Below are 13,202 nucleotides of genomic sequence, written 5' to 3'. Positions count from 1 at the left end.
ACCTTTCGGAAGAGGAAAATCGGTGAAAGCAGGTTAGCGGCTCGGCTGAGACCAGCGGCAGAGACGGCGCTGCAGCAGAACGAGCAGGGCATTGGCGGCAAGCCCGAGGAAGGCGAGCAGAAGGATCGCCGCAAACATCAGCGGGATCTGGAAATTGTACTGGGCGTTCATCACCTGGAAGCCGATGCCCTTGTTGGCGCCGATCATCTCGGCGGCAATCAGCAGGAGAAGCGCAGTCGTCGCCGAAAGACGCAGGCCGACGAAGATTGCCGGCACCGACGCCGGCAGGATGACGCGGTGGAAGATGGTCAGCGGTCCGGCGCCATAGGTCCGCGCCATCTCGATGAGCTTCTTGTCCACCTCCTTGACGCCGCTGATCGTGGCGAGCAGGACCGGAAACAACGTCGCCCAGAAGATCACGAAGATCTTGGATGTCTCGCCGAGGCCGAGCAGCAGGATGAAGACCGGATAGAGCGCGAGTGCCGAGGTCTGGCGGAAGAGCTGCAGGATCGGATCGAGCGCCTGTTCGACCGCACGAACCTGGCCCATGAACAGGCCGAGCGGAATGCCGATCACGACGGCAAAGGCGAAGGCGGTTCCGGATCGCTGCAGACTGATGGCGATATCATCCAGCAGCGCGCCGTTGGCAAGATTGGTCCAAAGAGCCGACAGGATGACGTTCAAGGGCGGGAAGACGGCGGGATTGACCCAGCCTCTGGTGCTCGACACCTGCCAGAGCACCAGGAAGCCGATGAGAAGGCCATAACGCGGAAAAAGCGATGCGAGCACCCCGCGCACATGGGAGGCGAGAGTGGAAATATTGCTTTCGCTGCTCTTCAGGCGGCCGAAGCTTCTCGGAAGAACCTGGTTGATTTCATAGGACATGGACCGCTCCTCACTCTGCTGCCTGGAGAGCTGCACGTCCTGCAGCCCACCGATTGGTCGGGAAAGGCAGGCCGAGGTTTTCGCGAAGCGTCTTGCCCTCATAAGCCGTCCGGAACAGCCCGCGGCGCTGCAGTTCTGGGATGACCAGATCGACGAAGTCGTCGAGCGCCGTCGGCAGCCAGGGAGGCAGAATGTTGAAGCCGTCGGCAGCTTCGTTCTCGAACCACTTCTGCAGCGTATCGGCGATCTGTTCGGGCGTTCCGACGATGGTGTAGTGACCGCGGGCAGACGCGATCCACTGATAGAGCTGGCGAATGGTGAAGTTGTTTTCATCGGCGATCTGGCGGATGAGGGCCTGGCGGCTCTTCATGCCTTCCGTCGGCGGCGCCGGCGGAAGCGGCCCGTCGAGGTCATAACCGTGCAGATCGAGCGTGCCGCCGGTCAGGCCATTGAGGAGGCCGATCCCGTCCTCTTCGACAATGAGCGAGGTCAGTCGGTCGTATTTCTCGCGTGCCTCCGCCTCGGTCCTGCCGACGAAAGCGGATACGCCGGGCATGACGAGGATGTGATCGGGGTTTCGGCCGAGACCACGGGCGCGTGCCTTGATATCCCGATAGAACTCCTGGGCGGTTTCGATATGCTGATGGGCGGTGAAGATGACCTCGGCCGTTGCTGCGGCGAGCCCGCGTCCGTCTTCGGATTGGCCGGCCTGGACGATGACGGGATGCCCCTGCGGCGATCGGGAGACGTTGAGCGGACCACGCACGCTGAAGTGCTCGCCGCGGTGGTCGGTGTCGTGCAGCTTCGACGGGTCGAAGAACACGCCGGAGTCCTTGTCCCGGATGAATACGTCGTCTTCGAAGCTTTCCCAGAGTTTGCGAACAACGTCGACATGCTCGGCAGCGCGGCGATATCGGTCGGCATGCGGAAGCTGGGTATCGCGGTTGAAGTTCTGCGCCGTCAGGTCGCCCGTGGTGGTCACGACATTCCAGCCGGCGCGGCCCTCGGAGATCAGATCCAGCGAGGCGAACTTGCGGGCGGTGGTGTAAGGCTCCTCGTAGGTGGTCGAGGACGTGGCGATAAAGCCGAGATGGGTAGTGAAAGGCGCAAGGGCGGAGAACAATGTCACAGGTTCGAAGCCGGCGACGCGGGCATTGCCGCCTTCGCGTGCTCCACCGAAACCGACAGCCAGTCCGTCGGCCAGGAAATAGGCATCGAAGAGACCGCGCTCAGCCGTCAAAGCGAGACGTTTGTGAAACTCGAAACTGGTCGCGCCGTCGGCCGGCTGGTCGGGATGCCGCCATGAGGCAACATGCTGTCCGCCGCCGGGAAGAAATGCCCCAAGTCTGATTTTCCGTGTCATTTCGTGTCCTCTCCGTTTGTCGTCAACAGCTCGGCCTTCCCCAAAGCCAAGTATAAAATTGGCTGTTGGATTGCTAAAATACGTTCTCTATTAATTTTATAGAGAAACTTAATTTCATAGTTTCGGCGGAAGAGTGAATAGATTTCCCGGATTGGCGTGAAATCGGAAATCAACGATCGGGCGGCTACTTCGGGATATGCGAGCGCAGGCCGGCAGACGGGGTCTACAGGCGTGGCGAAGAGCCCGGCTGAGACGAAATCAGGACTGGTCTTCTTAGTGTCCTGGGCTCGCTGCAACACCGCCGGAGCGAGCATGACCCGATTTGACGAGGATGCAAAGGAACGCCGGCTTACGCACACGCGCCCGTGCCATCGGACATCAATGCCTTGATGTGCTCAGGGCTTCAGCCTCATTTTGGCCGGGTCGGGGCATGGTCGAGGCCGGCGGCGGCCTTCTTCAGGCAGTCGAGGTAGCGGTCGCGGTTGGCGATGCCATCGTCGCGCGGCGTGACGAGGCAGAGCGTGGCGGCGGCATGACCTTCCTCGCCGCGCACCGGTACGGCAAAACAGTGGGTGAAACTGTCGACGATGCTGTTGAAGGTGAAGAGACCTTCACGCTCGGCCTGGCGCACTTCGGCGATGAAGGTTTGCGGCTCGAGCCATTCGCCGTTCGGCAGGCGGAAATCCTGCGCCGGAATGAAATTCAGGATTTCCTGATCCGATAGATGCGCGACGAGCAGGCGGCCCGACGCCGTCCACGGGATCGGCACCGACTGCCCGACATCCGTCGAAATGCGGAATGGGCGTGCGCCTTCGCGCATGCGAACGACCGTGTATCTGTTTCCATCCAGCATGCAGAACTGCGCCGTCTCCCGCGTCTCGTCGGCAAGCTGTTCTAGTGCGGCCTCGCATTCGCGGGTGAAATCGAAATGGTTCTCATAGGCTGCGCCGAGGAAATACAGCTTGCGGCCGAGATAGACACGCCCCTCGCCGCCGGTGAATTCCAGAATGCCATTCTGCAGCAGCAGGTTGACGAGCTCGTAAACCGACGAGCGCGGTGCGCCGATCTGTGCGGCGATTTCGTTCGGCTTCAAGGCCTGCCGCTTCTGGCGCAGGAAATCGAGGATCTCGAAGGCGCGGTCGAGCCCTCGGGCGCGCTTGCCGGCTGCTTCGTCCTGAACTGCATCCATTGCTGTCGATCCCTTTTTTGCCCGGCCAAGCTTTTCAAGCCGTCTGCCGCATCTGTCAATCGATCCCGTCATTCATCGCGAATGAAATTTTTGCACCCCTCTTGCGAGGTAAAAAAATCGGCATAAGATCGCCTCGTCCGGTATATAGATCACATGTACATTATATTGGACATAGATGGCAAGCCGTCAACGCTGCCGCACACAAAAAAGGGGATCGACATGAAGAATCTTGAAAACGGCATTTCCGCTTCGCTTCGCCGCCGCCTTCTCGCGGGTGCCGCCGCCGCCGCGGCACTCCTCGTCTTTTCAGCCGGCACGGCCTCGGCCGCCGCCAATTGCATCAAGGGTGACAGGAAGGCGCCCTATACGATCGGCTGGGCGAACATCTATTCGGTGCCGACCTGGATGAAGCAGACCGAGGGCACCATCACGGCTGAAGTGGAGGAGCTGAAGAAGGCGGGCCTTGTGAAGGACCTGATGATCACGGACGCGCAGGGCAACGCCCAGACGCAGATCCAGCATATCCAGTCGATGATCGACGCCAATGTCGACGCCATCGTCGTGATCGCCGGTTCCTCTAATGCGCTCGACCGCGTCATATCAGATGCCTGCGACAAGGGCATCGCCGTCGTGAATTTCGACAGCCTTGTTAACACCGACAAGGTGACGGCGAAGATCAACACCGATTCCAACGAATGGGGCGCGACCGCTGCTAAGTGGATGGTCAGCCAGCTCGGCGGCAAGGGCAAGATCATCATCATGAACGGCCCGGCCGGCATTTCGGTGAGCGACGACCGCCGCAAGGGCGCCCAGCCGGTCCTCGATGCCAATCCCGGTCTCCAGGTGATCACCGAGACGAACACGGAATATAACGTCGCGCCGGCACAGGAAGCGATGACCAGCCTGCTCTTTGCCAATCCCGAAATCGACGGCGTGCTGTCGCTCGGCGGCGCGCTGTCGGCCGGCTCGGTGCTCGCCTTCGAGCGCCAAGGCCGCGACCAGGTGCCGACAACAGGCGAAAACGCACGGCAGTTCCTGGAACTCTGGAAGGAGAAGGGACTGAAAGGCTGGGCGACCATGCAGCCCAACTGGCTCGGCGCGCTTTCCGTTTACACCGCCGTGCAGGCGCTGGAAGGCAAGGATGTTCCGGCTTTCGTCAAAGTGCCGCTGCCTGTCATCGACGACAGCACGATCGGCAGCTACCTCGCACGGGCCGACAAGTTCCCGGCTGACGGCTATATCTACTCGGACTACGACAAGGCGCTTTTCGACAAGCTGCTTGCCAAGTAATCCCGGGTTGAGGAAAGCCGTCATGACGGAAGAAAGACCCCTGCTGGAAGCCCGGCAGGTGTTCAGAGGATTTTTCGGCAATCCCGTTTTGAAGGGCGTCGATATCGCCCTTCTGCCGGGCAGGGTTCACGCCCTGCTCGGCGAAAACGGCGCCGGCAAGTCCACATTGATCAACCTCCTGTCCGGTGCTCTCCAGCCGGACGGTGGTTCCATCCTCGTCGACGGCAATCCCGTCGGGCGCTTCAGCCCGTCGGCTGCGCGCGCGGCCGGTATTGCCGTCGTTCAGCAGGAGCTGAGCCTCACGGCCAGTCTGTCGATTGCCGAAAATATCGGGCTCGGCGCCTTTCCGCGCCGGTTCGGCCTCATCGATTACAAAGCGCTTCATCGCGGCGTGTCAGATGTCTGCGACATGGTGGGGCTCACCGAACCGCTCGACATGCCGGTCGCCGATCTGGCACTCGGCCGCCGTCAGATGGTGGAGATCGCCAAGGCGCTGTTTCGCAAGCCGCGCGTGCTGATCCTGGACGAGCCGACCTCGTCGCTTTCCGCACATGAAGCCGGCATCCTTGCCCGTCTGATCGAGACGCTCAAGAACCATGGCACGGCACTTCTCTATATTTCCCACCGCCTTAACGAGGTGCAGGCGCTCTGCTCGCATGTCACAGTGCTAAAGGATGGCTTGGTCACCGCCGACCAGTCACTGTCCGGCATCGACGGCGAGGGCCTGGTGCGCCTGATGGTCGGCCGCGAGACTGGCGACCTGTTCCCGCCGCGCTCCGTCACAGCACCCGGCGCGATGCGCATCAGCGTCGAAGGTTTTTCCGCCGGCCTGGTGCGTGACATCGGCTTCTCCGCCCGCGCCGGCGAAATCGTCGGTATCGGCGGGCTGGTGGGACAAGGGCAGGAAGACTTGCTGCTCGGCCTCTACGGCGCGATTCCAGCCTCGGCCGGTCGGGCGGAGGTATCCGGTAAACCCGCCCTGCCCGCTGATGTCGGCGAGGCGAATGCGGCGGGCATCGTCTATGTCCCGGCCGACCGCAAACACGAGGGGCTGGTGCTGCCCCATTCCATCGCATCCAATCTCATCCTGCCCTCGCTCGGACGGCTCGCCGGCAAGGGCTTACGCGACCGGCCGGCGGAAAACGGTCTGGTCGCCGATCTCGCGCGCCGGCTGACGATCAAGGGCAACACGGCCCGCCCGGTGCAGGCGCTTTCCGGCGGCAACCAGCAGAAGGTGGCGCTCGCCAAATGGCTGCCGCTCGATCCCTCCGTTCTGCTCCTCAACGATCCGACCCGCGGCGTCGACATCGAGACCAAGCGGGAAGTCTACCTCATGCTCCGTGCCTTCGCCGCCGAGGGGCGGCTCGTCATTCTGGCCAGTTCCGATACCCCAGAGCTCGTGCATCTCTGCGATCGTGTCGTGGTTCTGCGCGAGGGGCGTGTCGCGGCGGTGTTGTCGCAAGATGAAATCAGCGAAGGAGCGATCGTTGGCGCAGCCATGGGCATCACGGCCACGACGCAGGGAGAGGCGGCATGAGCACAAGTTCGTCATCCCGGCTCTACGGATCGATCCAGCTCCGCCGCAACCGCGGCCTTGCCGGCCTCTATCTGGTTGTCGCCGCCTTTCTCGTCCTCTATGCGCTGCTCTTTCCCGGCATCCTTTCGATCGGCGGCTTCTCCAAGTTCACGCAGAACTGGTTCCCGCTCGCGCTCGTCACCATGGCGCAGGCGCTGCTCATGCTGAACGGCGGCATCACGCTGGCGATCGGCCCGCTCGTCAGCCTTGGAGCGGTGATCGCCGCGACGACGATGGAAGGGGCGCTCGGCGTGCCGGGCGGCATTCTTGCGGTCGCACTCGCCGGCCTTTCGATCGGCGCCGCCATCGGCGCCATCGTCACCTATCTGAGGCTGCCTGCAATCATCGTCACGCTTGCCGGCTCCTTCATCATCGGCGGGGTCGCGCTCATCCTGCTGCCGCGGCCGGGCGGGTTCATTCCCGATTGGCTGTCGACGACGCTTGCCGGCCACACGCCCGTCGCCTTCCTGCTGCTCGTCGTGATCCTCGTACTCTGGAAGGCCTTTCTGGCAACGCCGCTCGGCCTCGGCATCTATGCGGCTGGCGACAATCCGGTCGGTGCGTTCCGCTCCGGTGTCCCGGTCGAACGGGTGAAGGTCGCAGCCTTTGCGCTGTCCGGCCTTCTCGCAGCCCTGACCGGTCTCTTCGTCGCTGCGCAGACCGGCTCGGGTGATCCTATCATCGGCACGCCCTTCACGCTGAACTCGATCGCCGCCGCCGTTCTCGGCGGCGTGGGTTTCCTCGGCGGCAAGGGCACGATGCGCGGCGCGATCTGCGGCAGCCTGCTGCTCTCAGTGATGATCAACGTCATGTTCTTCCTGGGCTTCCCGCCGGTCGCCCAATATGTCGCTCAAGGCCTGATCATCGTCGGCGCGGTCGCCGTGCCGGAACTTCTCGGGCAATGGAGGGCAAGGCGATGAACATCATCAGGTCCGCGTTCCGCAATCCGCCGCTCCTGACCTTCCTTCTGGTCGCGCTCGTCTGGATCGTCGCAAGCGTCTCGCTGCGCGGTTTCGGCGCCTATGGCCACCTGCGCTACCTGCTCGAACTCGCCGCGGTGATCGGCATTGCCGCCGCCGGCCAGACGCTCGTTATCCTGATGGGCGGCATCGATCTCTCCGTCGGCGCGGTCATAACAGTCACGGCGATCCTGCTACCGCTGATCTCGCCCGCCTGGGACCCGACCGGCCTCGCCGGCATCGCGGCGGCCCTTGCCATCGCCACCGGCATCGGCCTCGTGAACGGCGCCGGGGCCGCCTATCTTCGCGTGCCGCCGATCATCATGACGCTGGCCATGGCGACCTTCCTGCAGGGGCTGCTCGTCATCGTCGCCGGCGGCAGCGCGGTCACCGTCAGCAATCCGGCGGTCATTCTGCTCGGGCAGGCGCGGCCGCTCGGCATTCCCTCGGGCATCATTCTGTGGCTCGTCGTTTCGATCGTCGTCCTGCTGCTCGTCCACCGCATGCCGATCGGCGCACGGTTCCTGGCGCTTGGGGCGAACCCGCTGGCGGCCCGGCTTTCCGGCGTCAGCGTGACGCGCAACACGCTGATCGTCCACACTCTGTCGGGCTTTTTCGCGGGGCTTGCGGGCATTCTCGTGCTCGGCATGAACCGGCAAGGTTATGTCGGCATCGGCGACCCCTACCTGCTGACCTCGATCGCCGCTGTCGTGCTCGGCGGCACCTCCATCCTCGGCGGCCGCGGCACCTATGCCGGGACCATTCCCGGGGCAATCCTGCTCGTCACGACGACGGCGCTGATCACTGTGGTCAATGCCTCGCCCGGCTGGCGGTCGATCATGTTCGGGACGCTGATCCTTGCCCTTCTGCTCGTTTCCGGCCGCGAGGCGCGCCGATGACGGAGCTCTACGACGGACCGGTGATCGACCCGCACCATCACCTCTGGGACCTTAAGCTGGAACGTCATCCCTGGCTGCAGAAGGCTCGAGCTTCCGGCGAAGAGATGGTTTTCGGAAGCCTCGCACCGATCCTACGCGACTACGGCATCGACGATTATCGCGCCGATGCTGCCCGCCAGAACGTGATTGCGACCGTGCATGTGGAGGCCGGCTGGTCCGTTGCCTGCCCGCTGGAAGAGAGCCGCTGGCTGGATGGCCTCGACCGCAGCTCCGGCGTCGCGCGCCGTTATATCGCGCGCGTGCCCCTCGATGGGCCGGATGCCATGCATTTGCTCGAGGCGGAAGCGGCAAATCCGAACGTCGTCGGCATCCGCGATATTCTGAGCTGGCATCCGGACGCGGCGAAGAGTTTTGCGCCCCGTCCAGATCGCATGGGCGATCCCGCCTGGCGGGCGGGGCTGGCTCACGCCACCCGGCTCGGGCTGATCTTCGACCTGATGCTCTATCCCTGGCAGATGAGCGAGGCACTCGATCTGGTGCGCGCCTTTCCGCAAACGCTTTTCGTGCTCAACCACGGCGGCAGCCCGGCCGACCGGACGGAGGACGGCATGGCGCTCTGGCGCCGTGGTCTGCGGGCGCTCGGCAGTGAGCCGAATCTGCGCCTGAAGATTTCCGACCTCGTCGCCTATGACAATAAGTGGACGCTCGAAAGCCTGCGGCCGGTGATCGACCATTGCCTCGATTGTTTCGGTCCGGCGCACGCCATGTTCGCGAGCGACTTTCCGGTCGCGGGCCTGCACGCCTCTTTCGACGAGGTCTATCGGGTTTTCCGCATGGTCGGCTCGCAGCTCTCTTACGACGAGCAGCGCGCCCTGTTCTTTGCCACCGCCAATGACACCTATCGGCTCGGCATCGCCGATCCTGCCGAGATCAGGAGGGGCTGCCATGTCTGACCTTCATATAACAACGGAAAATGTGCTGATCGACGAGCGGGTGCGCGGTTTTCCGCCGGGCAATCCGCCGCTCCCGCTTGCTGCAATCGGCAAGCAGGGATGGAAACCCTATGACGGCGGGATGGCCCTGCCGCTGATCTCGCTCGACCGACAGGCCTTCTCCCATAATGTCCAACTGATGATGGCCTATGTGAAGAGCCATGGCGCCGAAATCGCCCCGCACGCCAAGACACCGATGTCGACGGCATTGTCGGAGGCACTTCTGGCGGCGGGCGCCTGGGGCACGACCGTCGCCGACATCCGTCAGGCCGCCGTCTTGCTCAAGGCGGGGCAGCGCCGCTTGATCCTTGCCAACGAGATCGGTGGAGCTGCCGCCGCCCGCCGGCTTGCGGCCCTGCTTGGCCGCTATCCCGATGCGGAACTGCATGTCTTCGCGGATTCCGCAGCGCTAGTCGAGGCTCTTCGCTCAGCCTGGCAGGAGCGTGCCGATTTGCCGCCGCTCGGCCTGCTGGTGGAGTTCGGCGCGGGCCGCGCCGGTGCCCGCAACGTCGACGCCGCCGAGGCAATTCTCCAGGCGATCCTTGCCGTGGAGACGCCGACCTTCCGGCTGACCGGCATCGCCGCCTATGAGGGCGCGGCCGCGACCGCCGATGCGGAAGAGACGATGCGTCGCATCGAAGCGCTGATGGCAGTGACATCAGATTTCCTGCCGAAGCTGCGCGCCCGCATAGGCAAGGAGCGGCCGCTCCTCGTCACGGCCGGCGGCTCGGTGTTTTTCGACCTTGTGATTGCCAGGCTTTCAGCCGCCGTTGCGGCCGATCCCGCCTGCCGGCTGGTGCTGCGCAGCGGCGCGATCTTCTTCCACGATCACGGCATCTACGAGCGCGGCCTTGCCGGCCTCGATGCACGCGGCGGTTTCCGCATCGGCGGCGAGACGATTTCGGCGGCCGCAGGTTTCCGTCCGGCGTTGCGAGTCTGGGCCGAGGTCCTCTCCCGGCCGGAACCGCGGCTGGCGATCTGCGGCATGGGCATGCGCGACGTGGCGATGGATCAGGGTCTGCCTCGGCCGCTGGCGCTCTATCGCAATGGGGCATATCTCGCCGATCTCGGGGGCGCCGACGTGTTTCGCCTCAACGATCAACACGCCTTCGTGGCCCTTGCCGACGGCAGCGACGTCACGGTCGGCGACGTCATCGAGTGCGGCATCTCGCATCCCTGCACCTGCCTTGACCGGCATGCCATCCTCTACGGCCTCGACCCGGACCATTCGGTGACGACAGCCTATTTGACCAGCTTCGGCTGACCTCTCCCTCCAAAAGCAAGAAAAGGAAAACCCGCTTATGATCCAGCGTTATCAGAAAGGTTCGCGTATGAGCCAAGCCGTCAGCTACGGCGGCCTCGTCTATATTGCCGGCCAGGTCGCGGAAAATCGCAAGGCTGATATCAAGGACCAGACCCGCGACGTGCTCGGCAAGATCGACGCCCTCTTGAAGGAGGCCGGCATCGACCGCTCACGCCTCATCGCCGTCAACGTCTTCCTGCCGGCGATCGTCGATTTCGAGGCGATGAACAGCGTCTATGATGACTGGATCGACATCGAAAACCCGCCGGCCCGTGCCTGCACCGAAGCTCGTCTCGCCGATCCCGATCTACGCGTCGAAATGACCGCGATCGCCGCGCTCTAGCGCATCGGCCCGAAAATCGGAATCGATTTTCGGAAAGCACGATGCGTAAGTTGAAAGTGTTACAGCGTCCTTTGCGCGTCCCAAAAAGACGCGCGGCGCTGTAACGGCATCGCAACCGCCCGCACTGGAGACATCATGCATAGCGGTCTCGTCAATCCGATCGACTTTTTGCGCGAGGGCCGGCAGGCCGGCCACCTCGCCATTCCCTATTCGATCGATCGGTCGCCCTATTATCAGATCCGCATTCCGATTCTTCGCCTGAAAAATGGCGAGGGGCCGTCTTTGCTGCTGATGGCTGGCAATCATGGCGACGAGTATGAGGGCGAAGTCCAGCTCGGCCGGCTGATGCGGCTGCTTGATGTCGCGGAAATTCGCGGCGCCGTCACCATCCTGCCGATGGCGAACCTGCCGGCGGTGATGGCGGCCAAGCGCTGCTCACCCTTCGACGGCGGCAACCTCAATCGGGCGTTTCCCGGCGATCCCAACGGCTCGCCGACGGCGCGCCTCGCGCACTTCCTCGAACACGAACTTTTTCCGCGCCATGACGTCATGCTCGACCTGCATTCGGGCGGCACCTCCATGGCGCACCTGCCCTGCACGTTGATCGAGCGCCAGGCCGATGCCACCCGCTTCGAACGGTCCGTTTCACTGATGCGCGCCATGGGTGCGGCGCATGCCTTCATCGCCGATAACGGGCCGACGGCGCCGACATCGATGGGGGCTGCTGGGCGGGCGGGGACCGTAGGGCTTTCCGGCGAGTTCGGCGGTGGCGGCACCGTAACGCCTGCGACAATGGCCTTCACGGCGTCGGCAATCGACCGGCTGCTCGTCACACTCGGCATCGTTGAGCGTGCGGTCCTGTCGCGTGTGCCGCTCACCGAGCCAGGACCGTTGCAGCTGCTGTCGCTATCCCGCCACAGCCAGGGCATCTATGCGAACAATAGAGGCTGGTTCGAGCCGGCCGTTGCCCTCGGCGCCACCGTTTCCGTCGGTGAGCTTGCCGGATGGTATCATGATCTCGAACGCCTGGAGCAGCCGGAGGAAGAGCTGCGCTTTGCCGAGAGCGGTATTGTCATTTCCCACAGGCTGCACTGCGACAGCCAGGCCGGCGACTGCCTGATCCAGGTCGCCGAACCCATCGCATCCTGAGGGACGCTGATCTGTTCAAGTGATTGCGTCGACCGCTGCCTTGACCCAGTCGAGGCGCTTTGCCGGTATCAGGCCGTAATTGTAGAAGTTCACGCCGTCAGCGCCGGCATCGACGGCGGCCTTGGCGCGTGCAGCCAGCACCGCCGGCCCGCTGACCTCGGGATAGAAGACGCGCAGGCCCACTCCGAGGAATTTGCCCGGTCCGATTGCCGCCCGGCCGGTCCGGATGACATCGGCGACGGCATCCGGTTCCATGTCGTAGCAGCAGAGGATCGCCCCGTCGCAGAGCTTGCTGGCGGCGGCGAGATCGACGCCGCCGAGCCAGCCGTCCTTCAGATCGATGAGCACGATACGGGTTGCCGGATCGGCTGCCGCCTTGATCTCGCCGATCAGGCTGGTCACCGGTTCGCTGCGCCAGGTGAGATAGGCTTGCAGATCAGGATGGTCGCGAAAGGCATCGATACCGGCTGCCGGGAAATCCGGGAATTGTCGTTCCGGGATAGCTCGTTCGCAGAGTTCGGCGATGAAGCGCGCGACCGACCGGCGCGCGCCTTCGACCGGCACGCCGGCCTTTTCGGCGCGCGCCGTGCAATGGTTGCAGAAGCAGAGCGACAGCAGGAAATCATCTTCGGCGTTCAGCCCAACGCCGTCTTTCTCGTGATGGTATTCATGCGCGAATCCCATGAAGTTCGGGCTCTCGAGTTCCATCATATCGGGCCGGTAGTTGGTCGTGATGTCGCGAACAAGGGTAACTGCATAGTCCCGCGCCGCTGGGCTGGAGGGGCAAAGATTGTAATAGTTTAGATTGCCGAAGGCGTTCCGCGTCACGTGATCGGGATGCAGCATGCCGAGGCGGGTATTGTGAAGGCAGACCGTCCAGCAGGAGACCTTGAGGCCCGTCGCCTCGCGTCCCTTGACGAGCGCTTCCAGCATGTCGCCGCGCTCGGTGACATTCCTGGCCATCAGAGGCCGGATCAGCTTGTCCTGCCACAGGCTTTCATCCGGCCGGAAATAGACCGTCCCGTCCTCGGGGAAGTAGGCCTTCTGCTGCGGACTCCGCGGCTGCAGGAACCGACCGGCATGATAGGAAGTCGCCAGGCTGACCGTCGTCAGGCCAGCACGGTCGCGAAGGTCGGCGGCGAGTGCTGCGAACCCCTGGTCCTGGATATCCCAAGGGTAAGTCCACATGGAAAGATGCATGGCGTGCTCCCGTCGATTCTGTCCATTTTATAGAACACGTGTCCATAATAGTGT

The 13,202-nt window shown here is 63.5% G+C and carries 12 protein-coding genes; 8 read left to right on the top strand and 4 right to left on the bottom strand.

The window, feature by feature from the left end; all coding sequences use genetic code 11:
* Positions 1-33: 33 nt before the first annotated feature.
* From ELH03_RS31510 to ELH03_RS31495, 3 genes are all read right to left on the bottom strand, one after another.
* The gene (locus ELH03_RS31510; RefSeq protein ID WP_128400086.1) at positions 34-885 is read right to left on the bottom strand and encodes an ABC transporter permease; all 852 of its coding nucleotides are present in this window, start codon (positions 883-885) and stop codon (positions 34-36) included.
* A 10-nt stretch (positions 886-895) separates the two neighbouring features.
* Positions 896-2,248: an LLM class flavin-dependent oxidoreductase gene (locus tag ELH03_RS31505; RefSeq protein ID WP_128402952.1), complete on the bottom strand. Its 1,353-nt coding sequence runs from the start codon at positions 2,246-2,248 to the stop codon at positions 896-898.
* 409 nt (positions 2,249-2,657) lie between these two features.
* Positions 2,658-3,437: an IclR family transcriptional regulator gene (locus ELH03_RS31495; RefSeq protein WP_128402950.1), complete on the bottom strand. Its 780-nt coding sequence runs from the start codon at positions 3,435-3,437 to the stop codon at positions 2,658-2,660.
* A gap of 219 nt (positions 3,438-3,656) precedes the next feature.
* Here ELH03_RS31495 and ELH03_RS31490 point away from each other — a divergent pair, with 219 nt between their 5' ends.
* The 8 genes from ELH03_RS31490 (at position 3,657) to ELH03_RS31455 (ending at position 11,948) form a co-directional block, all read left to right on the top strand.
* Positions 3,657-4,727, top strand: a complete 1,071-nt coding sequence (locus tag ELH03_RS31490; protein WP_128402949.1) for an ABC transporter substrate-binding protein — start codon at positions 3,657-3,659, stop codon at positions 4,725-4,727.
* 22 nt (positions 4,728-4,749) lie between these two features.
* The gene (locus ELH03_RS31485) at positions 4,750-6,264 is read left to right on the top strand and encodes a sugar ABC transporter ATP-binding protein (RefSeq protein WP_130767329.1); all 1,515 of its coding nucleotides are present in this window, start codon (positions 4,750-4,752) and stop codon (positions 6,262-6,264) included.
* Complete coding sequence (locus ELH03_RS31480) at positions 6,261-7,223, top strand: ABC transporter permease (protein WP_128402947.1); 963 nt, start codon at positions 6,261-6,263, stop codon at positions 7,221-7,223. The genes ELH03_RS31485 and ELH03_RS31480 overlap by 4 nt, the downstream gene beginning before the upstream one ends.
* The gene (locus ELH03_RS31475; RefSeq protein ID WP_130767328.1) at positions 7,220-8,161 is read left to right on the top strand and encodes an ABC transporter permease; all 942 of its coding nucleotides are present in this window, start codon (positions 7,220-7,222) and stop codon (positions 8,159-8,161) included. Before ELH03_RS31480 ends, ELH03_RS31475 begins: the two co-directional genes overlap by 4 nt.
* Entirely contained in the window at positions 8,158-9,114 is a 957-nt protein-coding gene (locus ELH03_RS31470; RefSeq protein ID WP_128402945.1) for an amidohydrolase family protein, read from the top strand. Before ELH03_RS31475 ends, ELH03_RS31470 begins: the two co-directional genes overlap by 4 nt.
* Complete coding sequence (locus tag ELH03_RS31465; RefSeq protein ID WP_130767327.1) at positions 9,107-10,417, top strand: alanine racemase; 1,311 nt, start codon at positions 9,107-9,109, stop codon at positions 10,415-10,417. The genes ELH03_RS31470 and ELH03_RS31465 overlap by 8 nt, the downstream gene beginning before the upstream one ends.
* 37 nt (positions 10,418-10,454) lie before the next feature.
* Positions 10,455-10,799, top strand: a complete 345-nt coding sequence (locus ELH03_RS31460; RefSeq protein WP_018246876.1) for a RidA family protein — start codon at positions 10,455-10,457, stop codon at positions 10,797-10,799.
* Positions 10,800-10,934: 135 nt separating this feature from the next.
* The gene (locus ELH03_RS31455) at positions 10,935-11,948 is read left to right on the top strand and encodes a succinylglutamate desuccinylase/aspartoacylase family protein (RefSeq protein ID WP_130767326.1); all 1,014 of its coding nucleotides are present in this window, start codon (positions 10,935-10,937) and stop codon (positions 11,946-11,948) included.
* A 15-nt stretch (positions 11,949-11,963) separates the two neighbouring features.
* Here ELH03_RS31455 and ELH03_RS31450 read toward each other — a convergent pair whose 3' ends face one another.
* Positions 11,964-13,148 (bottom strand): hypothetical protein, encoded by a 1,185-nt coding sequence (locus ELH03_RS31450; RefSeq protein WP_130806861.1) that lies wholly within the window; start codon positions 13,146-13,148, stop codon positions 11,964-11,966.
* Positions 13,149-13,202 lie beyond the last annotated feature (54 nt).

The sequence above is a fragment of the Rhizobium beringeri genome, from assembly GCF_004306515.1.
In the GTDB taxonomy this organism is placed as follows: domain Bacteria; phylum Pseudomonadota; class Alphaproteobacteria; order Rhizobiales; family Rhizobiaceae; genus Rhizobium; species Rhizobium beringeri.
Note: the sequence above shows the minus strand (reverse complement) of the source record. Positions and strands in the feature narration are given on the sequence as shown.

Excerpts from the sequence above, each read along its gene's own strand:
- ELH03_RS31510 (WP_128400086.1), bottom strand. The coding sequence starts at position 885 with ATGTCCTATGAAATCAACCAGGTTCTTCCGAGAAGCTTCGGCCGCCTG.
- ELH03_RS31505 (WP_128402952.1), bottom strand. The coding sequence starts at position 2,248 with ATGACACGGAAAATCAGACTTGGGGCATTTCTTCCCGGCGGCGGACAG.
- ELH03_RS31495 (WP_128402950.1), bottom strand. The coding sequence starts at position 3,437 with ATGGATGCAGTTCAGGACGAAGCAGCCGGCAAGCGCGCCCGAGGGCTC.
- ELH03_RS31490 (WP_128402949.1), top strand. The coding sequence starts at position 3,657 with ATGAAGAATCTTGAAAACGGCATTTCCGCTTCGCTTCGCCGCCGCCTT.
- ELH03_RS31485 (WP_130767329.1), top strand. The coding sequence starts at position 4,750 with ATGACGGAAGAAAGACCCCTGCTGGAAGCCCGGCAGGTGTTCAGAGGA.
- ELH03_RS31480 (WP_128402947.1), top strand. The coding sequence starts at position 6,261 with ATGAGCACAAGTTCGTCATCCCGGCTCTACGGATCGATCCAGCTCCGC.
- ELH03_RS31475 (WP_130767328.1), top strand. The coding sequence starts at position 7,220 with ATGAACATCATCAGGTCCGCGTTCCGCAATCCGCCGCTCCTGACCTTC.
- ELH03_RS31470 (WP_128402945.1), top strand. The coding sequence starts at position 8,158 with ATGACGGAGCTCTACGACGGACCGGTGATCGACCCGCACCATCACCTC.
- ELH03_RS31465 (WP_130767327.1), top strand. The coding sequence starts at position 9,107 with ATGTCTGACCTTCATATAACAACGGAAAATGTGCTGATCGACGAGCGG.
- ELH03_RS31460 (WP_018246876.1), top strand. The coding sequence starts at position 10,455 with ATGATCCAGCGTTATCAGAAAGGTTCGCGTATGAGCCAAGCCGTCAGC.
- ELH03_RS31455 (WP_130767326.1), top strand. The coding sequence starts at position 10,935 with ATGCATAGCGGTCTCGTCAATCCGATCGACTTTTTGCGCGAGGGCCGG.
- ELH03_RS31450 (WP_130806861.1), bottom strand. The coding sequence starts at position 13,148 with ATGCATCTTTCCATGTGGACTTACCCTTGGGATATCCAGGACCAGGGG.